Below are 23,129 nucleotides of genomic sequence, written 5' to 3' on the forward strand. Positions count from 1 at the left end.
ACAGCTCAGCCGTCCGATGCTTGACGGCGCCCACAGCTCAGGTGGCAAGTGCTTGACGGCGCCCACAGCTCAGCCGGCTAGAAGCTTGACGGCGCCCACAGCTCAGCCGGCGAGAAGCTTGATGGCGAGCACCGCGATCACGGCGCTGGAGACCAGGGCCGTGATCACCCGGCCGCGCTCGCCGGTCAGCCACCGCCCGATTAGGGAGCCGCCGCCCGCGATCAGCAGTTGCCAGCTCGCCGACGCCAGGAAGACCCCCGTCACGAACCAGGCCCCGCCACCCTCGCCACCCTTACCGAGCACCAGCGCCGCAAAATAGATCACCGTCGCCGGGTTGAGAAGCGTCAGACCCAGCACGCCCGCGTACGCCCGCACCGGTGTGGCCGCCCGCTGCTCCCGCTCGCCCGGCGCCCGGAACGCACCCCGTGCCGTGATCGCCGCCAACACCAGCAGAACCGCCGCCGCCACCCACCGCAACGGCCCCGCGATCGGCTCGATGAGCGCCGCGACCGCCGCTCCCCCGATCACCGCGATCGCCGCGAACACCCCGTCGGCGGTGGCCGCCCCGAGCCCCGCAGCCGCACCGACGCGCAGCGAGACGCGCGCGCTCAGCCCCGCGATGAGCACCCCGATGGCCCCCATGGGCAGCGCCACCCCATAGCCGGCGACGAGCCCGGCCAGGAACGAGGCGCTCATGACCGCGGAAGCAGGACCGCCGTTCCCCGGAGCCCACGCTGCTGCTTACGCCCAGCCCGATCGGCCGGCGCGACAGAGACAGCGAGGAAGGCAATCGGCTTGGTCACGCCGCAATGATGCGCGGCCGGCCCCCGGACCGCGACCGAATTACCCGACGGCCACGCGCGGCTATCCACAGTGCGGGTTATCCACAGTGCGGGTTATCCACAGTGCCGGCTATCCACAGGGCCAGGCGCGAAATTCCGCGGTTCCGCGACAATGGCGCTGTAGGGCGGTGGCCCCCCTGGGAGGGCGGGTGCTGTGGTGGCGGGTGCTGTGGGCGGCGGCTGCTGTGGGCGGCGGCTGCTGTGGGCGGCGGCCGCTGTAGGCGGCGCCTCGCTACTTGGCCGGTTCAGGCTCGCGCAGGCGGTCCGCCAAGCCCGCCGCGGCAAAGGCAGCCCGCACCTGGTCAATGCCCTCGGTGAAGTGCGCCCAGCTGTCGATGTGGGCCGGCACCACCGTCGTGGCGCCGAGGATCTGGGCTGCCTCGGCCATCTCGGCTGCGCCGATGGTGAGGTTGTGGTCGCCGACCAGCGGGGTGCGGGCCGCGCCGCCGAAGAGGACGGCGACGTCGATGGCCGGGAAGCGGGCGGCGATCTCGCGGACCACGTCGAGGGAGGCGTTGTCGCCGCTGACGTAGACGGTCTGCTCGGCCTCCAGCACGAAGCCGGTGACCGGGCCGACCAGGTGCTCGGTGCCGTCGGGGCCGTGCTGGGCGGGGACCGCTGTGACTCGTACGGCTCCGACGGTCTTGCTCTGCCAAGGGTCCAAGCCGATGGCGGGCGGGCCGAGCCGCTGGGCGCCGGTGGGCTCGGTGAGGATCAGCGGCGCCGCCGTGGCGAACGCGCGCCCGGACCGGTCGAGGTTGTCGGGGTGCTGGTCGTGGGAGAGCAGCACGACGTCGACCTGGCCGGCGGCCTCGGCGGGCGCGGACGCGGGGGCGGTCTTGGTGAGGGTGCGGTCGCCGATCGGATAGTCGCCCGGCTCGTCGAAGGTCGGGTCGGTCATGAAGGTGAGGCCGCCGAGCCGGAACGTCACGGTGGGGCCACCGAAGCCACGGAAATCCATGGCTCTCACTCTCGCCGTCTCCCCCGGCACGCGGCAGTGGCTGGAAAGCCATTGTGCGATAAATTCAAGCCATGACCCGAGGCCGTACGACGATAGGCGTCCTCATCGGCGACGGCGCGTCGATCCTCGAGGTGGCGGTCGCGCCCCGCGTCTTCGAAATCGACCACGGCCCGCGCGGCGGCCCCACCTTCGAGCTGCTGACCGCCGGCGAGCGTCCCGGCCCGCTCGCCACCACCGGCGGCATAGCCCTGCACGCGCCGCATCCGCTCGCTGCCCTCGACCGGGCCGGTGTGGTCATCGTTCCGGGGTGGCGCCGTCCCGGCGGTCCCCCGGTCGCCGCGCCCGTCCTGGCCTCCCTGCGCCGGGCGTACGAGGAAGGCGCCACCGTCGTCGGCCTGTGCCTGGGCGCCTTCGTGCTGGCCGAGGCGGGCCTGCTGGATGGGCGCCGCGCCACCACCCACTGGGTGTGCCTGCCCGAGTTCGCCGCCCGCTTCCCGCGCGTCGACGTGGTGCACGACGCGCTCTTCGTCGACGAGGGCCCCGTCATCACCAGCGCGGGCAGCGCCGCGGGCCTCGACGCCTGCCTGCACCTGTTGCGCCGCGAGCACGGCCCGGCGGTCGCCAACGCCACCGCCCGCGCCCTCGTCGTGGCCCCGCAGCGCGCCGGCGGCCAGGCCCAGTTCGTCGAGCAGCCCGTCCCGCCGATGGCCGACGACGATCCGATCACCACGGCCATGCGGTACGCGCTGGAGCACCTCGACGACACCGGCCTCGACATCGACCGCCTCGCCGCGGCCGCGCGCCTGAGCCGCCGAAGCTTCGACCGCCGCTTCCGCGAGACCGCCGGCAGCTCCCCGCTGCAGTGGCTGCTCCACCAGCGGGTCCTGCGCGCCCAGCACGTCCTGTCCACCACCGACCTGCCGATGAACGCCGTGGCCCGGGCCAGCGGCTTCACCGACGGCGTCGCCATGCGCCCCCACTTCCGCCGCATGGTCGGCGTCCCACCCCAGTCCTACCGCGACAGCTTCCGCACGCCCGAGCCCCACACCCCCTGAGCGCGCCGCCGTCCACTCCTCCGCTCCTGACCGCCCGCACTCCCCGCGGCACCCGCAACGCCCAGAGCGGCCGACCCCATCCGCTCGACGCGCCGCCCCGCTCGGAGCTCCGGGGGCCGGTGCGGCCGTGGTCGCGGGATCGGGCGGGCGCGGATAGGGTTTCGATCATGGGTGTGGTTGCCGAACTTGTCCTTGTCCGGCACGGGCAGAGCCTGGCCAACGTCGCTTTTCCGGCCGCCGACGCGGAGGGGCTGCTGGAGGCGGAGGTGAGCGGCCGCGACGCCGAGGTGCCCCTGACCGAGTTGGGCGAGCAGCAGGCCGCCGCGCTCGGCGAGTGGCTGGGCCAGTTGCCCGAGGGCGAGCGGCCCCAGGTCGTGATCACCTCGCCGTACCTGCGGGCGCGTGAGACGTGGCGGCTGGCGGCGGAGGCGTCCGGGGTCGAGCTGCCCGCGCCCACCACCGACGACCGGCTGGTCGACCGGCTGCTCGGCGATCTGGAGATGCTCACCCGCGCCGCCGTCGCCCAGCGTTTCCCCGACGAGGCGAGGCGCCGCTCGGACGCGGGCGAATACCGCTACGCCCCGCCGAACGGCGAGTCGTTCGCCGACATCGAGGTGCGGCTCGGCGCGTTCCTGGACGACCTCAACCGCGACCACGACGGCGAACGCGTCATCGTGGTCGCCCACGACGCCGTCGTGCTGATGATGCGGGCCGTCATCGAGAAGCTCGACTGGGACGGGGTCGTCGCCGCCGAGCGCGCGGCCGGAAACGTCCGCAACGCGTCGCTCTCCCGCTTCGTCGCCGTGGACGGCCGCCTCGAGCTCGCCTATTACAACTCGGTCGACCACCTGCCGCAGGGCTGAGACCCAGCCGAACGGAGGTTGCCGCGCACCCGCACGATCGTCATGATCTTCGATCGTGCTTGCCGAACTGCTCGTCGCGCTGCTGGTCCTCGGTCTGCTGATCGACGTGGCCGACAACGTCATACGCCCGGGCCGGGCGATGGCTCAGGTGGAGGCGAAGGGCAGGGTCTGGTTCTACCGCCGCTTCCTTCTCGGCGGCTGGATGATGGTCTTCATCGCGTTCCTCGCGGTGGTCGACAGCTCGGACCTGACCTTCGGCAGCCTCGGTCTCGCCTGGTCGGGCGGCGGCGTCGGCGGCCGGACGCTGCCCGGCGCCGTGATCATCGCCTGGGTGCTCACCGCGCTGGCGCTCGGCGCCTTGGTGCGCAACGGCATCCGGGCGCGCCGGATGGTCCTGGCCGGAGCGAGCAGCCCCGCGCGCGACCGGGCCGCCGCGGCCTATCCACGCACTCCCCGGGAGCGCCGCCTGGCCGCCGCGGTGGCGGTCACCGCCGGCATCACCGAGGAGGTCGTCCACCGCGGCCTGTTCCTGGCCGCCGGCGTGCTCTTCCTCGACCTGCCACTCGCGGTCGCCGCCGCGGCCGGCATCGCCCTGTTCGCCGCCGGCCACCTCTACCAGGGTGCCCAGGGCGTCTACAGCGCCGCGTTCCTCGGCGCGGTCTTCACGGGCGTCACCCTCCTGTCGGGCAGCCTCCTCCCCGCGATCGTCCTCCACGTCGTCTTCGACCTGATCGCCTTCTTCCTCATCCCCCCACCGCCGCTCCGCCCGGAGCCATCCCAGCCTTCCCCCGAAACCCAGTCGGCCCCCGCCCCCGTAGCGACCGCCCCCGAGACCCACTCAACTGCCGCAGTAGCCCCCGAAGCCCAGCCGACGCTCACCAACGCCAAGGCCCACCTCGTGACTGCCCAGGCCGAGCCCGCCCTGGCTCAAGCGGACAGGACCGGCGCCTCCTCTATCGTGCCGAGCGCGACAGCCCAGCCCACGCCGGCCGGCCCCACCGACCCCGGCGGCCGGCACACAGGCGACGACGCGGAAGCGAAGCCGGCGCACCCCACGCTGACTGCTTCGAAAGACGCGCAACCGGAACCGTCCCCCGCGATCGTGCCGATCGTGCCGGGCCCCACGCCGCCGATCACGTTCCCGACGATCCGACGGCCGGCACCAGGCGCGTAAAGGGGCCAGGCGCCCAAAGGCGCCAGACGCGCACAGGCGCCAGACGCGCACAGGCGCCAGACGCGCACAGGCGCCAGACGCGCAAAGGCGCCAGACGCGTGCAAGATGCCAGACGCGTAAAGGCGCCAGACGCGCACAGGCGCCAGACGCGCAAAGGCGCCAGACGCGTGCAAGATGCCAGACGCGTAAAGGCAAGCCCGCACCAGACGAGTAAAGGCGCCAAGCGCGCGAAGCCCGCTCAGTCGTTGTCGACGAAGCTCTGGAGCTCCGTCAGCACCCCCCGATCACCGTCGACGCGCAGGTTGTCGAACGGCACGCGCCCGTAGAGTGCCAGCACCAGATCGCTCGCCGAGCCGTGCACCGTGGCCACCGGATCGCCGCCGGCGGCGGGGTCGAGGCGTACCCCCGCGGGGGAAAGATCGACGGTGAAGACGGGGCCGCCGATGACCGCGAAGGCGATGCGCGCCGGGCGGTGGGGCCACTCCCCCGACGAGGCGAGGCCGACCGACAGGAACTCGGCCACCCCATCGACGGCGACCGCGGCGGGCAGCGGCTCGGGCTTGCCGATCGTCTCCTGTGCGTCGAAGGCGTGCACCGCCGCCTCCTGCACCTGATGGCGCGCCACCGCGGCCGCGGTCAACGGTGTGCCGGAGGCAGCCCACCAGGCCCACACCGGTGTATCGGGCCGGGCCGCTCGCAGCGCGGAGAGCAGCAGCCGCGCCGACTCGGCGGACCATGCCACCAGGTCGCCGTGGGGCAGTTGGTCGCCGACCTCGGCGTCGCCCGGTGGGCCCGTCGGGTCGGCCATGGTGACGGCGCCCGCCCAGAAGCGGTGGACGGCGCCGAGATGTGCTGCCAGATCGGTCAATGTCCAGTCGGGACAGCCAGGCACCCGGGCGTCGCGATCCGGCGCGGCGGCCACCGCTTCGCGCAGGGCCGCCGACCGGTCGTCGATGAGGGACAGGAGCTCTTCGTAGGGTGGTGTCATACCCGGTTTCTATCAGCCGGGTACGACAATCAGACGTTGAAGCCGAGAGCCCGCAGCTGCTCGCGCCCGTCGTCCGTGATCTTGTCGGGGCCCCACGGCGGGAGCCACACCCAGTTGATCCGGAAGTCCGAGACCAGGCCGCCGCCGGGGCCGGACATCAGCGCCGTGCGGGTCTGGTCCTCGATCACGTCGGTCAGCGGGCAGGCCGCCGACGTCAGCGTCATGTCCAGCGTGGCCACGTTGTCGTCGTCCACGTGCGTGCCGTAGACCAGTCCCAGGTCGACCACGTTGATCCCCAGCTCGGGGTCGACAACGTCCTTCATCGCCTCTTCGATATCGGCGATCGATGCCTTTGAGACGTCCGTCATGCCTTCACCTCCGGGGCAGCGCCCACATCCACACCGGCGCGCGCCGCGGCGTCCTTGAACGCCATCCACGGCAGCAGCGCACATTTGACCCGAGCCGGAAACTTCGCCACTCCGGCGAAAGCCACCGCGTCCCCGAGCACGTCCTCGTCGGGTTCGACCTGTCCGCGCCCCTGCATCAGCGTCACGAACGCCTCGTGGATTCCCGCGATCTCGTCGGCGTCGCGTCCCCGCAGCAGCTCGTGCAGCACCGACGCGGACGCCTGGCTGATCGAGCAGCCCAGACCGTCGTACGAGATGTCCGAGAAGTCGGCGGAGACCCGCACGGTGATCTCGTCGCCGCACGTGGGGTTGACGTGGTGCGCCTCCCCGTCGAACGGGTCGCGCAGGCCGCGCCCGTGCGGGTGCTTGTAGTGATCCAGGATGATCTCCTGGTAGAGCCCGTCCAGCATCATCAGGCGAACACCTTCCGCACCTGGTCGAGGCCGCGGGCGAGCGCGTCTATCTCGTCCGTGGTCGTGTAGAGGTAGAACGACGCCCGCGTCATCGCCGGCACGCCGAAGCGGGCGCAGACCGGCTTGGCGCAGTGATGACCGACCCGCACCTCCACGCCGAGCGCGTCGAGGACCTGGCCCACGTCGTGCGGGTGCACGCCGTCGACGTCGAACGAGAGCGTGCCGCCGCGGCCTTCGGGGGTGGTCGGGCCGAACAGGCGCACACCGGGCACGTCCGCCAGGACCTTGAGGGCGTACGAGGTGATGTCCTGCTCGTGGCGGTGCACCGCGTCCATGCCGAGCGCGTTGAGGTAGTCCACGGCCGCGCCCAGCCCGATGGCCTCGGCGATCGGCGGGGTGCCGGCCTCGAAGCGGGCGGGCGGCGGAGCGTACGTGGTGCGCGCCATCGTCACGGTCTCGATCATCGAGCCGCCGGCGAGGAACGGCGGCATCTCGGCGAGCAGCTCGTAGCGGCCCCAGAGCACGCCGATGCCGGTCGGCCCGAGCATCTTGTGGCCGGTGAAAGCGATGAAGTCGGCGCCGAGCGTGCGCACGTCGACCGGCAGGTGCGGCACCGACTGCGAGCAGTCCAGCATCACGAGCGCGCCGAACGAGCGGGCCCGCTCGGCGATCGCGGCCACGTCGTTGATCGTGCCCAGCGTGTTCGACATGTGCACCAGCGACACGATCTTCGTGCGCTCGTTGATCAGCGACTCGAGCGCGGACTCGTCGAGCCGGCCGTCGTCGGTCACGCCGAACCAGCGGAGCGTGGCACCCGTACGCTCGCAGAGCAGTTGCCAGGGAACGATGTTGGAGTGATGCTCCATCTCGGAGATCACCACCTCGTCGCCCGGCTTCAGGCTCAGGTGCCGGCCGAGCGAGTGCGCGACCAGGTTGATCGCCTCGGTGGAGTTCTTCGTGAAGACGATCTCGTCGGGGTTCGTCGCGCCGACGAAGGCCGCGATCTTGCCGCGGGCCTCCTCGTACGCCGACGTGGCCTCGGTGCCGAGCGTGTGCACCGAGCGGGACACGTTGCCGTTGTGCCGCTCGTTGTGCTCGCGCATGACCTCCAGCACCTGACGAGGTTTCTGCGAGGTGTTGGCGCTGTCCAGATAGACCAGCGGGTGGCCGTTGACCTCCCGCGAGAGGATCGGGAAGTCGGCTCGGACCCGGGCCACGTCGAACGTCATCGTTCTCTCCAGGGTAAAAAGATCAGACGCGGGTGCCGACGTAGCGCTCGTATCCCTCGGCTTCCAGCTGCTCGGCCAGCTCGGGGCCGCCCTCCTGGACGATCTTGCCGGCGACGAAGACGTGCACGAAGTCCGGCTTGATGTAGCGCAGGATGCGGGTGTAGTGGGTGATCAGCAGCAGGCCGGTGTCGCCGGTCTCGCGCACCCGGTTGACGCCCTCGCTCACGATGCGCAGCGCGTCGATGTCGAGGCCGGAGTCGGTCTCGTCGAGGATCGCCATCTTGGGCTTGAGCAGCTCGAGCTGCATGATCTCGTGCCGCTTCTTCTCACCGCCGGAGAAGCCCTCGTTGACGTTGCGCTGGGCGAACGACGGGTCCATCTGGAGCTTCTCCATGGCGCCACGCAGCTCGCCGGCCCACGTCCGCAGCTTCGGCGCCTCGCCGTCGATGGCGGTCTTGGCGGTACGCAGGAAGTTGGCGACCGAGACGCCGGGCACCTCGACCGGGTACTGCATCGCCAGGAACAGACCCGCCCGAGCGCGCTCGTCGACGGTCATGTCCAGCACGTTCTCGCCGTCGAGGTGCACCGTGCCGCCGGTGATCTCGTACTTCGGGTGGCCCGCGATGGAGTAGGCCAGCGTCGACTTGCCCGAACCGTTCGGACCCATGATGGCGTGGGTCTCGCCCGACTTCACGGTGAGGTCGACCCCGGCCAGAATCGGCTTCAGCTCGCCCTCGGGCAGCTTGACCGACACCTGCAGGTCGCGGATCTCCAGGGTGCTCACGGGTTTACTCCATTGCTCGGGATAGTCGATACATAGATGTCGCCGTCGCGGATCTCGACGGGGAAGGTCGCCACCGGCTCGAAGGCGGGCGGCCCGCTGGGCTCGCCGGTGCGCAGGTCGAACCGGGAGCCGTGCAGCCAGCACTCGAGCGTGCAGCCCTCGATCTCGCCCTCCGACAGGGCCACCGAGGCGTGGCTGCACTCATCCCGTACGGCATAGAAGTTGTCGTCGTCGGCGTGCACGACCGCGATCTCGGTGCCGTCGAGCTCCACCGAGATCACTTCGCCCTTGCCGATGTCGGCGGCCGGGCCGACCAGTTCGAAGCTCACGCCCCGACCTCGGCCAGACGGCTCTCGATCACGTCGCCCAGGCGCTCGCGGAGCTCCTCGGACGGGATCTTGTTGATCAGCTCGGCGAAGAAGCCGCGGACCACGAGCTTGCGCGCCTCGTTCTCCGGAATGCCGCGGGCCATCAGGTAGAACAGCTGCTCCTCGTCGAAGCGGCCGGTCGCGCTCGCGTGGCCGGCGCCGACGATCTCACCCGTCTCGATCTCGAGGTTGGGCACGGAGTGGGCGATGGCCCCGTCGGTGAGGATCAGGTTCCGGTTGATCTCGTACGTGTCGGTGCCGGTCGCCGCCGCGCGGATCAGCACGTCGCCGACCCAGACGGTCTGCGCCGAGGCGCCCTGAAGCGCGCCGCGGTAGCCCACGTAGCTGCGGCAGTCCGGAACGGCGTGGTCGACCAGCTGCCGGTGCTCGAAGTGCTGGCCGGCGTCGGAGAAGTAGAGGCCCCACAGCTCGGCGTCGCCGCCGCGGCCCGCGTACTCCACGCTGGTGAACTGCCGGACCAGGTCGCCGCCGAGCGCCACCTGCACGTGCTGCACCCGGGCGTCCTTGCCGACCCGGAACTTCACGTGCTGGGCCTGCACCGTGCCGGCGTCCCACTCGGCCAGCGTGACGAAGGTCAGCTGCGCGCTGTCGCCGATCACGACCTCGATGTTGTCGGCGAGGGTGGCCGTGCCGACCTGCTCGAGGATCAGCGTGAGCTTCGAGAACGCGCCGACCTTCACGACCGTACGGGCCGCCGCCGCGTCGCCGCCCTTGCCCACGACCCGGATGACCACCGGGTCGGCGAGCTCGGTCTCCGTCGCGACGTCGATCTGCGTCACGTGGGCGGCCGAGCCGTACGCGAGGGCGCTGACCCGGTCGAACGGCGTCAGGATGGCGTCGGCCTTGTCCAGCTCACGCACGGACACGCCGACGGGCAGGTCGCCGTGCTCGAACGCGGGAGCCACACCGGTGAGCTCGGTCGCTTTGATCAGCGCGCCGAGGCGCTTGATGGGGGTGAAGCGCCACTCCTCCTCCAGGCCGTTGACGGCCGGGAAGTCGTTGACGTCGAAGGAGCGCAGCACCTGCGACTTGGTGCTCGGCGGGGCGATGGCCTCGGTAGTCATGTCTTCCTTAATCGTCTCTGCGTGCTCTCGCCGACTCTTTGACCGCCGTCAGCCGACGGCGCCCTCCATCTGCAGCTCGATCAGGCGGTTGAGCTCCAGCGCGTACTCCATCGGGAGCTCCTTGGCGATCGGCTCGATGAAGCCGCGCACGATCATCGCCATCGCCTCGTCCTCGGTGAGACCCCGGCTCATCAGGTAGAAGAGCTGGTCCTCGCTGACCTTGGAAACCGTCGCCTCGTGCCCCATCGCCACGTCGTCCTCACGGATGTCGACGTAAGGGTAGGTGTCCGAACGGGAGACGGTGTCGACAAGGAGTGCGTCGCACTTGACCGTGCTCTTGGAGCTCGACGAGCCCTCGAGGACCTGCACGAGGCCGCGGTACGAGGTGCGGCCACCGCCACGCGCGATCGACTTGGAGACGATCGTCGAGGACGTGTGCGGCGCGGCGTGCACCATCTTGGCGCCGGAGTCCTGGTGCTGGCCCTCGCCGGCCATCGCGATCGAGAGGACCTCGCCCTTGGCGTGCGCGCCGGTCATGTAGACGGCCGGGTACTTCATGGTCACCTTGGAGCCGATGTTGCCGTCGACCCACTCCATGGTCGCGCCCTCCTCGCAGGTGGCGCGCTTGGTGACCAGGTTGTAGACGTTGTTCGACCAGTTCTGGATGGTCGTGTAGCGCACCCGGGCGTTCTTCTTGACGACGATCTCGACGACCGCGGAGTGCAGGGAGTCGGACGAGTAGATCGGCGCCGTGCAGCCCTCGACGTAGTGCACGTACGAGCCCTCGTCGGCGATGATCAGCGTCCGCTCGAACTGGCCCATGTTCTCGGTGTTGATCCGGAAGTAGGCCTGCAGCGGGATGTCGACGTGCACGCCCTTCGGCACGTAGATGAAGGAGCCACCCGACCACACCGACGTGTTCAGCGCGGCGAACTTGTTGTCGCCGACCGGGATGACGGTGCCGAAGTACTCCTTGAAGAGCTCCTCGTGCTCCTTGAGGGCGGTGTCGGTGTCGAGGAAGACGACGCCCTGCTCCTCGAGGTCCTCACGGATCGCGTGGTAGACGACCTCGGACTCGTACTGCGCGGCCACGCCGGCCACGAGGCGCTGCTTCTCGGCCTCGGGGATGCCCAGCTTGTCGTACGTGGCCTTGATGTCCTCGGGCAGGTCCTCCCAGCTGGCGGCCTGCTTCTCGGTCGAGCGCACGAAGTACTTGATGTTCTGGAAGTCGATGCCGGTGAGGTCGGCGCCCCAGTTCGGCATGGGCTTGCGGTCGAACAGGCGCAGGCCCTTGAGGCGGAGGTTGAGCATCCACTCCGGCTCGTTCTTCTTCGCGGAGATGTCGCGCACCACGGCCTCGGACAGGCCACGCTGCGCCGCGGCACCGGCGACGTCCGAGTCGGCCCAGCCGTACTCGTACTTGCCGAGGGCGGCGAGGTGCTCTTCCTGGGTAGCGATCTGGTCGGTCATGTATCTGTCCTAACCGTGGTTGCGTCGGTTACTCGCGCCGGCGAGGGAATGTGCGTGGTGCACACCCCATCGCCGTGGGCAATCGTGGCGAGGCGCTGCACGTGGGTGCCGATGAGGCGGGAAATGACCTCGGTCTCGGCGTCGCACAGCTGAGGAAACTCGGCAGCCACGTGGGCCACCGGACAGGAGTGCTGGCACAGCTGGCCGCCGGACGCGATCGTGGTCGCGTTGGCAGCGTAGCCCTCGGCGGTGAGCGCCTCGGCGAGCGCCTCCGCCCTGGCGATCGGGTCGTCGCCGGCCTCGCGCAGGGCGGCCCGGCACCGCTCCTCGAGCGCGACGACCTGGGTCGCGGCGAAGGCGGAGACGGCCTCGGCGCCGTGGTGGTCGGCGATCCAGCGCAGCGCGGCCGTCGCGATGCCGTCGTAGAAGTGCGGGTTCAGATTTTCCCGGGCAGCGGTGGTGAGGGCGAACGTCTTGGCGGGCCGCCCGCGGCCGCGCGGGCGCGTGTTGCGGACCTCACGGATCTCGACGAGGCGGTCGGCGAGCATGGCGTCGAGGTGCTTGCGGATGGCGGCGGGGCTCAGCCCGAGCTCGGCGCCCAGCTCGGCAGCGGTGGCGGAACCGCGCTCCAGCAGCAGCTGAGCGACCCTGTCACGGGTGCGGCCGTCCGAAGCGCTGGCCGACGCCACCGCCCCGTTCCGGATGAGCACCTCGTTTTTCACTACGGCAACGTTACGTATTTCGTCACGAGCCCGCAAACCAACGCCCCGGTGATCTGTCACACCGACATCCAGGAGCGCGTCAAAACAAGATCAAATCCCTGCGTACGATGCCAGAGGTGAGGTTCCTTCCGCTGCGCCCTCTGGCCCTGGCGTCCCTGATCGCCAACATCGCGCTGATCGTCACCGGTGCGGCGGTCCGTCTCACCGGCTCGGGCCTCGGCTGCCCCACCTGGCCGAAGTGCACCGACGCCTCCTACACGACGACCGCCGAGATGGGCGTGCACGGCGTCATCGAGTTCGGCAACCGCATGCTCACCTTCGTGCTCGGCCTGCTCGCCGTCCTGTGCGTGCTGGCCGCGCTGCTGGAGAAGCCGCGCCGCCGCTCGACCGTGTGGCTGAGCATCGCGGTGCTGGCCGGCATCCCCGGCCAGGGCGTGGTCGGCGGCATCACGGTGCTCACCGACCTCAACCCGTGGGTGGTCGGCCTGCACTTCCTGCTCTCGATCGCGCTGATCGCGCTGGCGTACTTCCTGTGGAAGCGCACGTACGAGGGCGACGGCAAACCGGTCGACCTGGTCCCCCGCCCCCTGCGCCACCTGGCGGCGATCCTGACGGTGGCCAGCGTCGCCGTGATCGCCATGGGCGTCGTGGTGACCGGCAGCGGCCCGCACGCCGGCGACGAGGAGGCGAAGCGCAACGGCCTCGACCCCGCCGCCGTCTCCCAGGCCCACGCCGACGTGGTCTTCCTGCTGGTCGGCCTCACCATCGCCCTGATCTTCGCGCTGCGCGCGGTGTCCGCACCCCGCACGGCCGTCCGCGCGGCCGTGCTGCTGCTGGTCATCGAGCTGGCCCAGGGCCTGATCGGCTTCGTGCAGTACTTCACCCACCTGCCGGTCATCCTGGTCGGCGCCCACATGCTCGGCGCGGGCCTGGTCTGGACGGGCACCCTGTCGGTGTGGTGGTCCCTGCGCCGGCGCCCCACCCTGGAGACCGCCACCCCCACCGTCACGACGGACCCGGCCGGCGCCCCACAGGCGGAGGCCGGCTCCCCCTCGCCCGCGCCTTCCTCCACCGCCGAGCCGTCCTCGGCCGACTCGACCGGGGAGCCGGTCCCCGCCCAGCGCTGACCCGGTCGGCCCCACCGCCCGGCCCGCCCGGTCGGCCACCGCCCAATCGCCCCCACCGCCCGGCCCACCCGGTCGGCCACCGCCCAATCGCCCCCACCGCCCGGCCCACCCGGTCGACGCCGTCGCCCGATCGACGCCACCATCCGGTCGGCCCGCAACGCGGCCAGCCTGGTCGACGCCACCGCCCGATCGGCCCACCATCGCGGTGAGGGCTCCTTGCCCGCAGCGCCGCGCCTCCCGAGGCCGGCGCTGGTTTTTGTTTGCCGTCACTCACCGAACGCGCTGACCAGCATCTCTTCATTCGCCCCCTGTGGATAACGGCGTGTCGTCCACAGGCACGAAATCGCTCCGCCATTGATCGGCGCGCTCCGGCAGGCTTTCCCGCATGCCACACACGAGCCCCACGAGTTCCACAGTCCCCAGGCACACCACCCCCGCCCGCCGCGGCCGGTCTCCGACCGGGACAGGCCCGGCGCCGGCCGTTGACGGCGCTGCCGGGCGGCGGCTTCGCGCGATCGGCGCGCCCCCGAGCCGATCCGTGAGGCGCACGCTCGGCCGCCCCCAAGCGCGAAGGAGGTGGTGAATCAGCACGAACACCGTCGACAGAGCTGCGGCGGTCGTCTACTCCCGAGGCGACCGCCGACAAAGACCCGCTTCGGAGCGCTGTCTGTCCGCATCGCCACCGCGGCCGGCGCTGCGTGGAGGGCGCTTCGGATCCGTGCGCCGCTCAGCAGCCTTGTCGGCGACTCCAGCCTCCGTGCGACTTCGTCCGCAGCGCGAGCCAAGCCTCGGGACCTGCCCCGTCCCGGCGCGGCCCCTACACGGGCCGCGCGCCTACAGACGGCTGACGATGGCGTCAGCCAGACCGGTCCCGGCACCCGGGACTCCGACAGCAAGACAGCGGGCCACGCGCCTACAAGCGGCTGACGATGGCGTCGGCCAGGCGGGTCGCGGCGCCCGGGGACTCGGACAGGAAGAGGGAGGGCTCGGCGAGTTCCAGTTCGACCAGCAGAGGGTCGCCGTCGGGGCCCGGGATCAGGTCGACGCGGGCGTAGAGCAGCCGCGCGGCGCCGCCGGGGACATGGGCGAGCACCCGGCTGGCCACGTCCAGCTCGGCCTGGGAGGGGGTGCGCGGGGTGATCTGCTCGCTGCCGGGGTCGATCGTGCCCTCGTCGGGGCCGGTCAGCATGGCGCCCTTGCGGATGGAGTGGCTGAGGGTCAGCTCGCCGCCGGCGTCGGGGGTGAAGATGAGCGCGGTCTCGCCCACGGTGTCCACGGCGGCCAGGTAGGGCTGGATCATCGCGGTGCGGCCGGCCGCGAGGAGACGGGCCACGTGGGCCTCGGCCAGGTCGCGCTGGGCCGGGAGCTGGTATCGGCCGGTGTCCTGGCTGCCGGCGCTGACCGTGGGCTTCACGACCCACTCGCCCGACGCCGGTGGGGTCCAGGTCTGGCCCGGCGCGACGAAGTCGGTCGGGGTGACCGGCAGGCCCGCCTCGGCCAGCCGGCCGAGGTAGCGCTTGTCGGTGTTCCACTCGATGATGTCGGCCGGGTTGAGCAGCTGCGGCAGGGCGCGTGCCCAGGCGACGAAGGCGTCGCGGCGCGGGACGTAGTCCCACGGGGAGCGGATCACGACGAGGTCGTAGGCCGCCCAGTCGGCCGACGCGTCGTCCCAGCTGACGGCGTCGACGTGGACGCCGCGCTCGCGGAGGGAGTCGCGGAGCGGGAAGTCGTCCTCCCACAGGTCGGGGAAGAGCTCACAGGTAACGAGAGCGACCCGGGAGTTCTCCCGGGCCGCCGGACGAATAGGGGAAGTCACTTGATTGTTCTACCGGGCCGCGCACGGGCGCGACACCGCATTACCGGGCCATGCTCCGGCGCGACATCGACCGCCACAGGTCGTTGCTGGGGCGCATCTGCTCCATGAGCTCGCGCTCCCACTCGTTCTCCACCTCGACGCCGGCGCTCTCGCACGCCTTGCGGGCGACGTTGGTGTCGTCGGCGAACTGGTCGGACCACTCGCCGTCCTGGCCGACGAGGACAATGCGGGCACCACGCTTGCCGACGTACTCGATGACCGCCTTGGCACCACCGTGGCCGGCGGCGAAGGACTTGATCCCCGCGGTCAGTGTCGTATCGGAACCTTGAGCCATGACGGGCAGCGTAAGCAGTGATTCTGAGAGAGCAAGTAGTCCAGGTTGAGTTTTGTGAGGGGAATTACCTGCGGGTTTAACTTCTGGACACATAGGTATAGAGCTATTTCGTCCGTTTTGCACCCATCAACGGGTTTCCATCTATTGGGCGACTGACCGTAACCAAAAATCGGATGATTTCGGGCGCGCTGTGCGACGCAGGTGACGCTGCGGTGCCGTGCCGAGCGGTGCCGAAGGGGCCTGGAACGGCGCCGGGCGGGCGCCGGCAGCCCTCGCTGCCGTGCGCCCGCCCGTGACGAGAACGAGACCGGCTCTTAAAGATCAGACAAGGGCGTCCACAGCCACCGCGATGAAGAGGATCGTGAGGTAGGTGATCGACCAGTGGAACAGGCGCATCGGCTTGGCCGGCTCGCCGGCGCGGGACCGCTTCACCAACAGGAACGCCTCGGCGAGGAACGCCACACCCGTCGCGATGGCCGTCGCGCCGTAGATCGGCCCGAGCCCGAGCGGCCAGGCGGCGAGCGACGCCGCCACGGTCAGCACGGTGTAGAGCACGATCTCGAAGTTCACGCGAGCCTCGGAGCGCACCACGGGCAGCATCGGGACGCCGGCGCGGGCGTAGTCGTCCTTGTACTTGATGGCGAGCGCGTAGAAGTGCGGCATCTGCCAAAAGAAGACAACGGCGAAAAGCGCCCAGCCCAGCGCGCCCACGCCACCCGTGACCGCGGCCCAGCCGATGATCACCGGGGCGGAGCCGCAGATGCCGCCCCAGAAGGTGTTCGCGGGGGTGCGGCGCTTGAGCCAGAGGGTGTAAACGACGTCGTAGTAGAAGATCGCGGCCGCGGTGAGGGCCGTCGCGAGCCAGTTGGTGAAAACGGCCATCAGGGCGACGGAAATCACGGCGAGCGTCAAGCCAAAGATCAACACCGATCGCGGGGTGACGCTGTTCGCCGGCAGCGGGCGCCGCTTCGTGCGCCGCATCACCTGGTCGATGTCGCGGTCGATGTAGCAGTTCAGGGCGCTCGCGGCACCGCCGGCCATCGCCCCGCCGACCAGCACCACGGCAAGAGTGCGCAGGTCAGGCCACCCCTTGGCGGCGACGATCATCGCCGGGATCGTCGTCACCAGCAGCAACTCGACGATCTGCGGCTTGGTCAGCGCCAGGTAGGCGCGGAACAATGCGATGGGGTCGCGACGCGTCGCCTCGGCGGTGCGCTCCCGACTGCCAAGCTCCCGTCCTCCGACGGGACGCTCGGTGATCATGCTCACGGACTGCCACCTTCCGGCATCGGCACTAGCCAACTCACGACCGTTGCCGGCTGCAGCCGGCGGCACGCTCGGACAGCCTACGCTCAGCCATCTCCGCTGCTCTGGCGACCCTTGCCAGGTGCACGGCGTCACACGGGGCGTGTCCGCTCTCAGCGTATGGGCCTCGGGCGTTCCCCGGGCGAGGGTTTAACCCAAGTGGATAGGGTCAAGCTCAAAAGGGATTCCCAAAATCATGCCCGAGGAGCACAACCGACGTGGCTGCCACTGATCCTGCTCTCAATTGGTCCGACCTCGACCGCAAAGCGGTGGACACTGTCCGGGTCCTGGCCATGGATGCCGTCGAGAAATCCGGCAACGGCCATCCCGGTACCGCGATGAGCCTCGCGCCGGCCGCATACCTGCTGTTCAACCGGGTCATGCGGCATGACCCGACCGATCCGCTCTGGGCCGGCCGCGACCGCTTCGTGCTCTCCTGTGGGCACTCCAGCCTCACCCTCTACATTCAGCTCTACCTCAACGGCTTCGGCCTGGCGATCGACGACCTCGCCTCGCTGCGGCAGTGGGACTCGCTGACCCCGGGCCACCCCGAGTACGGGCACACCCCCGGCGTCGAGGTCACCACCGGCCCGCTGGGCCAGGGCATCGGCAACGCGGTCGGCATGGCGATGGCCGCCCGCCGCGAGCGCGGCCTGTTCGACCCCGAGACCCCGGCCGGTGACTCTCCGTTCGACCACAACGTGTACGTGCTGTGCTCGGACGGCGACATCGAGGAGGGCGTCAGCCACGAGTCGAGCGCCATCGCCGGCGTGCAGAAGCTCGGCAACCTCACGGTGATCTACGACGACAACGAGATCTCCATCGAGGACGACACCCGGATCGCGAAGAACGAGGACGTCGGCGCGCGCTACGCCGCGTACGGCTGGCACGTCCAGCACGTCGACTGGCGCAAGGGCGACCCGTCCCAGGGCAGCGAGTACCACGAGGACGTCGAGGCGCTCTACAAGGCGATCGTCGAGGCCAACAAGGTCACCGACAAGCCCTCCTTCATCGTGCTGCGCACCATCATCGGCTGGCCCGCGCCGAACAAGCAGAACACCGGCAAGATCCACGGCTCGGCGCTGGGCGCCGAGGAGGTCGCCGCGACCAAGGAGATCCTCGGCTTCGACCCGAACGAGACGTTCGCGGTCGCCGACGACGTGCTCGCGCACGCACGTCAGGTGGTCGAGCGCGGCAAGGCGGCGCACGCCGAGTGGGACACCAAGTTCGAGGCGTGGGCCAAGGGCAACCCCGAGGGCAAGGAGCTGTTCGACCGGCTCTCCAAGCGCGCCCTGCCCGAGGGCTGGGAGAAGGCGCTGCCCGAGTTCCCCGCCGACCCGAAGGGCCTGGCCACCCGCGCCGCCTCCGGCAAGGTGCTCAAGGCGCTCGCCCCGGTGCTGCCCGAGCTGTGGGGCGGCTCGGCCGACCTCGCCGAGAGCAACAACACCACGATGGAGGGCGAGCCGTCCTTCATCCCGTCGGAGTACGCGACCAAGGCCTTCCCGGGCAACGAGTTCGGCCGCACGCTGCACTTCGGCATCCGTGAGCACGGCATGGGCTCGATCCTCAACGGCATCACGGCGAACGGCCGCACCCGTCCGTACGGCGGCACGTTCCTGGTCTTCAGCGACTACATGCGCGGCGCCGTGCGCCTCTCCGCCCTGATGAAGCTGCCGGTCATCTACGTGTGGACGCACGACTCCATCGGCCTCGGCGAGGACGGCCCGACCCACCAGCCGATCGAGACGCTGTCCGCACTGCGCGCCATCGTCGGCCTCGACGTCGTGCGCCCCGCCGACGCCAACGAGACCGCGTACGCCTGGCGCGGCGCGCTCGAGCACACCGACCGCCCCACCGGCCTCGCGCTGTCCCGGCAGAACCTGCCGACCATCGACCGCACCAAGTACGCGTCGGCCGAGGGCACGCTCAAGGGCGGCTACATCCTGTCCGAGGCGTCCGGCGGCGAGCCCAAGGTGATCCTCATCGGCACCGGCTCCGAGGTGCAGTACTGCCTCGCCGCGCAGGAGCGGCTGGAGGCCGAGGGCACCCCGACCCGCGTGGTATCGATGCCGTGCCTCGAGTGGTTCTACGAGCAGGACACCGCGTACCAGCAGCAGGTGCTGCCGCGCGGCGTCAAGGCCCGGGTGACGGTGGAAGCCGGCATCCGGCAGAGCTGGGACCGGATCCTGGGCGAGGCGGGCGAGCCCGTGAGCATCGAGCACTACGGCGCGAGCGCCCCCGCCAAGATCCTCTTCGAGCAGTTCGGGTTCACCGCGGACAACGTGGTGGCCAAGGCCAACGCCGCCCTGGCCAAGGTCGGCGAGATCACCGGTCACAAGACCGGTAACTGAGGAGTAGTTGTTATGGCAGACAGGCTGGCAGAGCTCTCCGCCCAGGGTGTGGCGGTGTGGCTCGACGACCTCTCCCGTCCCCGGCTGACCACCGGCTCGCTGAAGAAGATGCTCACCGACGAGCACGTGGTCGGTGTGACCACCAACCCGAGCATCTTCCAGAAGGCGCTCTCGGACGCCGACGCGTACGACGAGCAGCTCAAGGACCTGGCCGCGCAGCGGGTCACCGTCGAGGAGGCCGTACGGCTGATGACGGCCCGCGACGTGCGTGACGCGTGCGACGTGGAGCGCCCGGCGTACGACGCCTCCAACGGTGTCGACGGCCGCGTGTCCATCGAGGTCGACCCGCGCAAGGCGCACGAGACCGAGAGCACGGTCGCCGAGGCCAAGACCCTGTGGTGGCTGGTCGACCGCGAGAACCTGTTCATCAAGATCCCGGCGACCCTCGCGGGCCTGCCGGCGATCACCGCCACGCTCGCCGAGGGCATCAGCGTCAACGTGACCCTGATCTTCTCGCTCGAGCGCTACCGCGCGGTCATGGACGCGTTCCTCGCCGGCATCGAGCAGGCCAAGGCGAACGGGCACGACCTGAGCAAGATCGGCTCGGTGGCGTCGTTCTTCGTCTCCCGCGTGGACACCGAGGTCGACAAGCGCCTCGACAAGATCGGCAGCGACGAGGCCAAGGCCCTCAAGGGCAAGGCCGCCATCGCGAACGCCCAGCTGGCGTACGAGGCGTACGAGGAGGTCTTCGGCGGCGACCGCTGGAAGGCCCTCGCCGCCGCCGGCGCCCAGCCGCAGCGTCCGCTGTGGGCGTCGACCTCCACCAAGAACCCGGAGTACAAGGACACCATCTACGTCGAGGAGCTGATCGCTCCCGGCACGGTGAACACGATGCCCGAGTCCGTGATCAAGGCGTTCGCCGACCACGGTGAGACCCGCGGCAACACCATCTCGGGGCAGTACGACGCGGCCCGCAAGGTCTTCGCCGACCTCAAGGCCGCCGGCGTCGACTTCGACGACGTCGTCAAGGTCCTCGAGACCGAGGGCGTCGACAAGTTCGAGCAGAGCTGGAAGGAGCTGCTCGAGGGCGTCGACAAGTCGCTGAAGGCGGCCGCCTCCGGCTCGAAGAGCCCGAGCGACGCAGCCTGATCGTGCGGGGACCCACCACAGCGGTGGGTCCCCTCACGCTGTACCTGCTAAGACACCTGCACGACACCGAAAACTGGCAGGATGGATCACGTGGGCAATCCGCTGCGTACCGCACAGGACCGCAGGCTTCCCCGGATCCCGGAGCCCTGCGCTCTGGTGATCTTCGGAGTCACCGGTGACCTGTCTAGAAAGAAGCTCATCCCGGCCGTCTACGACCTGGCCAACCGCGGTCTGCTGCCGCCCGGTTTCGTGGTCCTGGGCTTCGCCCGCCGCGACTGGGGTGACGGCGACTTCGAGTCGCTGGCGTACGAAGCGGCGAAGAAGGGCGCCCGGACCCCGTGGCGCGAGGACGTGTGGCAGCGGCTGGCGAGCCAGTTCCAGTTCGTGCCCGGCTCGTTCGACGACGACGCCGCGTTCGACCACCTCGCCGAGACCCTCGACGAGCTCCGCGAGCGCAACGGCATCCCGGGTAACGCCGCCTTCTACTTCTCCATCCCGCCGGCCGCCTTCCCCCTGGTGCTCAACCAGCTGGCGCGCACCGGCATGGCCGACAACGCGAAGTCGGGCGGCTGGCGCCGGGTCGTCGTGGAGAAGCCCTTCGGCAGCGACCTGCAGAGCGCCATCGCGCTCAACCAGCTCGTCGACGAGGTCTTCACCCCGAGCGACGTCTACCGGATCGACCACTACCTCGGCAAGGAGACGGTCCAGAACATCCTGGCCCTCCGCTTCGCGAACAGCCTGTTCGAGCCGGTGTGGAACTCCAAGTACGTCGACTCGGTGCAGATCACGATGGCCGAGGACGTCGGCATCGGCACCCGCGCCGCGTTCTACGACGCGTCCGGCGCCGCGCGCGACGTGCTCCAGAACCACCTGCTCCAGCTCCTCGCCCTGGTGGGCATGGAGGAGCCGACGAGCTTCGACCCCAACGACATCCGCGCCGAGAAGCTGAAGGTCCTCAAGGCCATCAGCATCCCGAAGGACATCTCCCAGGGCTCCGTGCGCGGCCAGTACCTCCCGGGCTGGGTCGCCGGTGAGCGCGCCGTCGGCTACCTGGAGGAGAAGAACATCCCGGCGAACTCCACGACGGAGACGTACGTGGCCGTCCGCCTGGGCATCCAGAACAGGCGCTGGGCGGGCGTGCCGTTCTACGTACGGGTCGGCAAGCGCATGCCGCGCCGGGTCACCGAGATCGCGATCATGTTCAAGCGCGCGCCGCACCTGCCGTTCGACCCGGCCGACGTCGAGATGCTCGGCAACAACCAGCTCGTCATCCGCGTCCAGCCGGACGAGGGCGTGGTGCTCAAGTTCGGCTCCAAGGTGCCGGGCACCACGATGGAGGTCCGCGACATCGCGATGGACTTCCAGTACGGCGAGGCGTTCACCGAGTCCAGCCCCGAGGCGTACGAGCGTCTCGTGCTGGACGTGCTGGTCGGCGACCGGACCCTGTTCCCGGACGCCGCCGAGATCGAGCAGAGCTGGCAGGTCATCGACCCGCTGGAGGCCGCCTGGGCGGGCACCAAGCCGGAGCCGTACCGCTCCGGTGAGTGGGGGCCGCGGGCAGCCGACGAGATGCTGGCCCGCGAGGGCCGCGCGTGGAGGCGAGCATGATCGGTCTTTGGGACACCACCGGCAACGAGGTGGTCAAGGCGCTCGCCGCCGAGCGGCGCAGCGCCGGCGGCGTCGCGTCGGGCCTCGCCCTGACGCTGGTCGCCGTCGTGGAGGAGAAGAAGGTCCGCGAGGCCGAGGCCGCCGCCACGATTGCCGCCGCCGCGCACCCGTGCCGGCTGCTCATCGTGGTCCGCTCCGATCTGGAGGGCCGCAGCCGCCTCGACGCCGAGATCGTCGTGGGTGGCCGTCTCGGTCCCGCCGAGGCCGTCGTCATGCGCATGTACGGCCGTCTCGCGCTGCACGCCGAGTCGGTGGTCATGCCGCTGCTCGCCCCGGACGTCCCGGTCGTCACCTGGTGGCACCAGGAGCCGCCGGACGTCATCGCGAACGACTTCCTCGGCGTCGTCGCCGACCGCCGGATCACCGACTGCGCGCAGGCGGCCGACCCGGTGGCGGCCCTGCGCCAGCGGGCGCTCGACTACGCGCCCGGCGACACCGACCTGACCTGGACCCGCATCACCCTGTGGCGCACCCTGGTCGCGGGCGCCTTCGACACCACCGAGGCGCGCGTCGTCGGCGCGACCATCACGGCGCCGGAGACCGACCCCACCGCCGCGCTGATGCGCGGCTGGCTCCAGTCGCGGCTCGGCATCCACCCGACGCTGCAGCACACCGACCGCTCCCCGCGGATGCACTCGGTGTCGCTCCAGTGCGAGAACGGCGACCAGGTGACGGTGACCCGCGAGGAGAACACCGCGCTGTTCAGCCGGACCGGCCAGGAGGACCGCTACATGCCGCTGCCCAAGCGGCCGGTCGGCGACGAGCTGGCCGAGGAGCTGCGCCGCCTGGACGCCGACCAGATCTACGCCGACGCGCTCGGCGCGATGGCCGGCGTGACCGGGCTCGACCACAAGCCGCCGATGCGCGTGCACGTGTGGAAGGACCCGGCGCTCGCCGCCAAGGCGGAGTCCGACGCCGGCGCCATGGCAGGCCCCGGCGGCTCGGCCGCGTAGTTTTCGACAGATCCGTGGGCCGTCCTCCGTTCTCGGGGACGGCCCACAGCCTTTGACAGGAGAGA

Annotated in this window: 21 protein-coding genes and 1 pseudogene; 8 read left to right on the forward strand and 14 right to left on the reverse strand. The window is 70.5% G+C overall.

The genetic code is table 11. The features are described 5' to 3' along the window. Nucleotides 1-102 precede the first annotated feature (102 nt). Both Ade02nite_RS24195 and Ade02nite_RS24200 read right to left on the reverse strand, forming a co-directional pair. Nucleotides 103-696, reverse strand: a complete 594-nt coding sequence (locus tag Ade02nite_RS24195) for a LysE family transporter (protein ID WP_203768175.1) — start codon at nt 694-696, stop codon at nt 103-105. A 378-nt stretch (nt 697-1,074) separates the two neighbouring features. After that, the gene (locus Ade02nite_RS24200) at nt 1,075-1,803 is read right to left on the reverse strand and encodes an MBL fold metallo-hydrolase (protein WP_203768178.1); all 729 of its coding nucleotides are present in this window, start codon (nt 1,801-1,803) and stop codon (nt 1,075-1,077) included. Between the two features lie 71 nt (nt 1,804-1,874). On the opposite strand from Ade02nite_RS24200, the gene Ade02nite_RS24205 reads away from it, so the two are divergent. The 3 genes from Ade02nite_RS24205 (at nt 1,875) to Ade02nite_RS24215 (ending at nt 4,895) form a co-directional block, all read left to right on the forward strand. After that, nucleotides 1,875-2,858: a GlxA family transcriptional regulator gene (locus Ade02nite_RS24205; protein WP_203768179.1), complete on the forward strand. Its 984-nt coding sequence runs from the start codon at nt 1,875-1,877 to the stop codon at nt 2,856-2,858. Nucleotides 2,859-3,025: 167 nt separating this feature from the next. Then, complete coding sequence (locus Ade02nite_RS24210; RefSeq protein ID WP_203768182.1) at nt 3,026-3,721, forward strand: histidine phosphatase family protein; 696 nt, start codon at nt 3,026-3,028, stop codon at nt 3,719-3,721. A 55-nt stretch (nt 3,722-3,776) separates the two neighbouring features. Then, complete coding sequence (locus Ade02nite_RS24215; protein WP_203768184.1) at nt 3,777-4,895, forward strand: CPBP family intramembrane glutamic endopeptidase; 1,119 nt, start codon at nt 3,777-3,779, stop codon at nt 4,893-4,895. 238 nt (nt 4,896-5,133) lie between these two features. Here Ade02nite_RS24215 and Ade02nite_RS24220 read toward each other — a convergent pair whose 3' ends face one another. The 9 genes and pseudogenes from Ade02nite_RS24220 to Ade02nite_RS24260 all read right to left on the reverse strand — a co-directional run bounded on the left by Ade02nite_RS24220 (nt 5,134) and on the right by Ade02nite_RS24260 (nt 12,361). Then, a complete protein-coding gene (locus tag Ade02nite_RS24220; RefSeq protein WP_203768186.1) occupies nt 5,134-5,883 on the reverse strand; it encodes a maleylpyruvate isomerase family mycothiol-dependent enzyme in 750 nt (249 codons plus the stop codon). 29 nt (nt 5,884-5,912) lie between these two features. After that, nucleotides 5,913-6,236, reverse strand: a pseudogene (locus tag Ade02nite_RS24225) (metal-sulfur cluster assembly factor); the annotation flags it as partial. Nucleotides 6,237-6,247: 11 nt separating this feature from the next. Then, entirely contained in the window at nt 6,248-6,703 is a 456-nt protein-coding gene (gene sufU / locus Ade02nite_RS24230) for a Fe-S cluster assembly sulfur transfer protein SufU (protein ID WP_203768190.1), read from the reverse strand. Then, entirely contained in the window at nt 6,703-7,932 is a 1,230-nt protein-coding gene (locus Ade02nite_RS24235; protein WP_203768192.1) for an aminotransferase class V-fold PLP-dependent enzyme, read from the reverse strand. Before Ade02nite_RS24235 ends, sufU begins: the two co-directional genes overlap by 1 nt. 22 nt (nt 7,933-7,954) lie before the next feature. Further along, entirely contained in the window at nt 7,955-8,716 is a 762-nt protein-coding gene (gene sufC, locus Ade02nite_RS24240; RefSeq protein ID WP_203768194.1) for a Fe-S cluster assembly ATPase SufC, read from the reverse strand. Continuing rightward, a complete protein-coding gene (locus Ade02nite_RS24245) occupies nt 8,713-9,045 on the reverse strand; it encodes a non-heme iron oxygenase ferredoxin subunit (protein ID WP_203768196.1) in 333 nt (110 codons plus the stop codon). The genes sufC and Ade02nite_RS24245 overlap by 4 nt, the downstream gene beginning before the upstream one ends. Further along, nucleotides 9,042-10,169, reverse strand: a complete 1,128-nt coding sequence (gene sufD, locus Ade02nite_RS24250) for a Fe-S cluster assembly protein SufD (RefSeq protein ID WP_203768198.1) — start codon at nt 10,167-10,169, stop codon at nt 9,042-9,044. Before sufD ends, Ade02nite_RS24245 begins: the two co-directional genes overlap by 4 nt. A 48-nt stretch (nt 10,170-10,217) precedes the next feature. After that, nucleotides 10,218-11,639, reverse strand: coding sequence for a Fe-S cluster assembly protein SufB (sufB, locus tag Ade02nite_RS24255; RefSeq protein WP_203768199.1), 1,422 nt, complete (start codon nt 11,637-11,639; stop codon nt 10,218-10,220). Next, nucleotides 11,636-12,361, reverse strand: coding sequence for a helix-turn-helix transcriptional regulator (locus Ade02nite_RS24260; protein ID WP_203768201.1), 726 nt, complete (start codon nt 12,359-12,361; stop codon nt 11,636-11,638). The genes sufB and Ade02nite_RS24260 overlap by 4 nt, the downstream gene beginning before the upstream one ends. A gap of 107 nt (nt 12,362-12,468) precedes the next feature. Between Ade02nite_RS24260 and Ade02nite_RS24265 the strand changes: the two genes are divergently transcribed. Then, the gene (locus Ade02nite_RS24265) at nt 12,469-13,488 is read left to right on the forward strand and encodes a COX15/CtaA family protein (RefSeq protein ID WP_203768203.1); all 1,020 of its coding nucleotides are present in this window, start codon (nt 12,469-12,471) and stop codon (nt 13,486-13,488) included. A 913-nt stretch (nt 13,489-14,401) separates the two neighbouring features. On the opposite strand, the gene Ade02nite_RS24270 is transcribed toward Ade02nite_RS24265, so the two are convergent. The 3 genes from Ade02nite_RS24270 to Ade02nite_RS24280 all read right to left on the reverse strand — a co-directional run bounded on the left by Ade02nite_RS24270 (nt 14,402) and on the right by Ade02nite_RS24280 (nt 16,901). Continuing rightward, nucleotides 14,402-15,304, reverse strand: a complete 903-nt coding sequence (locus Ade02nite_RS24270) for an ATP-grasp domain-containing protein (protein ID WP_203768205.1) — start codon at nt 15,302-15,304, stop codon at nt 14,402-14,404. Between the two features lie 40 nt (nt 15,305-15,344). Beyond that, nucleotides 15,345-15,638, reverse strand: a complete 294-nt coding sequence (locus Ade02nite_RS24275; RefSeq protein WP_203768207.1) for a hypothetical protein — start codon at nt 15,636-15,638, stop codon at nt 15,345-15,347. A 321-nt stretch (nt 15,639-15,959) separates the two neighbouring features. Next, entirely contained in the window at nt 15,960-16,901 is a 942-nt protein-coding gene (locus tag Ade02nite_RS24280; RefSeq protein WP_203768310.1) for a heme o synthase, read from the reverse strand. 260 nt (nt 16,902-17,161) lie between these two features. Between Ade02nite_RS24280 and tkt the strand changes: the two genes are divergently transcribed. The 4 genes from tkt to Ade02nite_RS24300 all read left to right on the forward strand — a co-directional run bounded on the left by tkt (nt 17,162) and on the right by Ade02nite_RS24300 (nt 23,064). Then, the gene (tkt, locus tag Ade02nite_RS24285; RefSeq protein WP_203768214.1) at nt 17,162-19,294 is read left to right on the forward strand and encodes a transketolase; all 2,133 of its coding nucleotides are present in this window, start codon (nt 17,162-17,164) and stop codon (nt 19,292-19,294) included. Nucleotides 19,295-19,306: 12 nt separating this feature from the next. After that, nucleotides 19,307-20,443 (forward strand): transaldolase, encoded by a 1,137-nt coding sequence (gene tal / locus Ade02nite_RS24290; RefSeq protein ID WP_203768223.1) that lies wholly within the window; start codon nt 19,307-19,309, stop codon nt 20,441-20,443. Between the two features lie 90 nt (nt 20,444-20,533). Next, a complete protein-coding gene (gene zwf, locus Ade02nite_RS24295; protein WP_203768312.1) occupies nt 20,534-22,051 on the forward strand; it encodes a glucose-6-phosphate dehydrogenase in 1,518 nt (505 codons plus the stop codon). Then, nucleotides 22,048-23,064, forward strand: a complete 1,017-nt coding sequence (locus Ade02nite_RS24300; protein ID WP_203768229.1) for a glucose-6-phosphate dehydrogenase assembly protein OpcA — start codon at nt 22,048-22,050, stop codon at nt 23,062-23,064. The genes zwf and Ade02nite_RS24300 overlap by 4 nt, the downstream gene beginning before the upstream one ends. The last annotated feature ends 65 nt before the right edge of the window (nt 23,065-23,129 follow it).

Origin of the sequence: Paractinoplanes deccanensis (assembly GCF_016862115.1) — a bacterium.
Lineage (GTDB): Bacteria > Actinomycetota > Actinomycetes > Mycobacteriales > Micromonosporaceae > Actinoplanes > Actinoplanes deccanensis.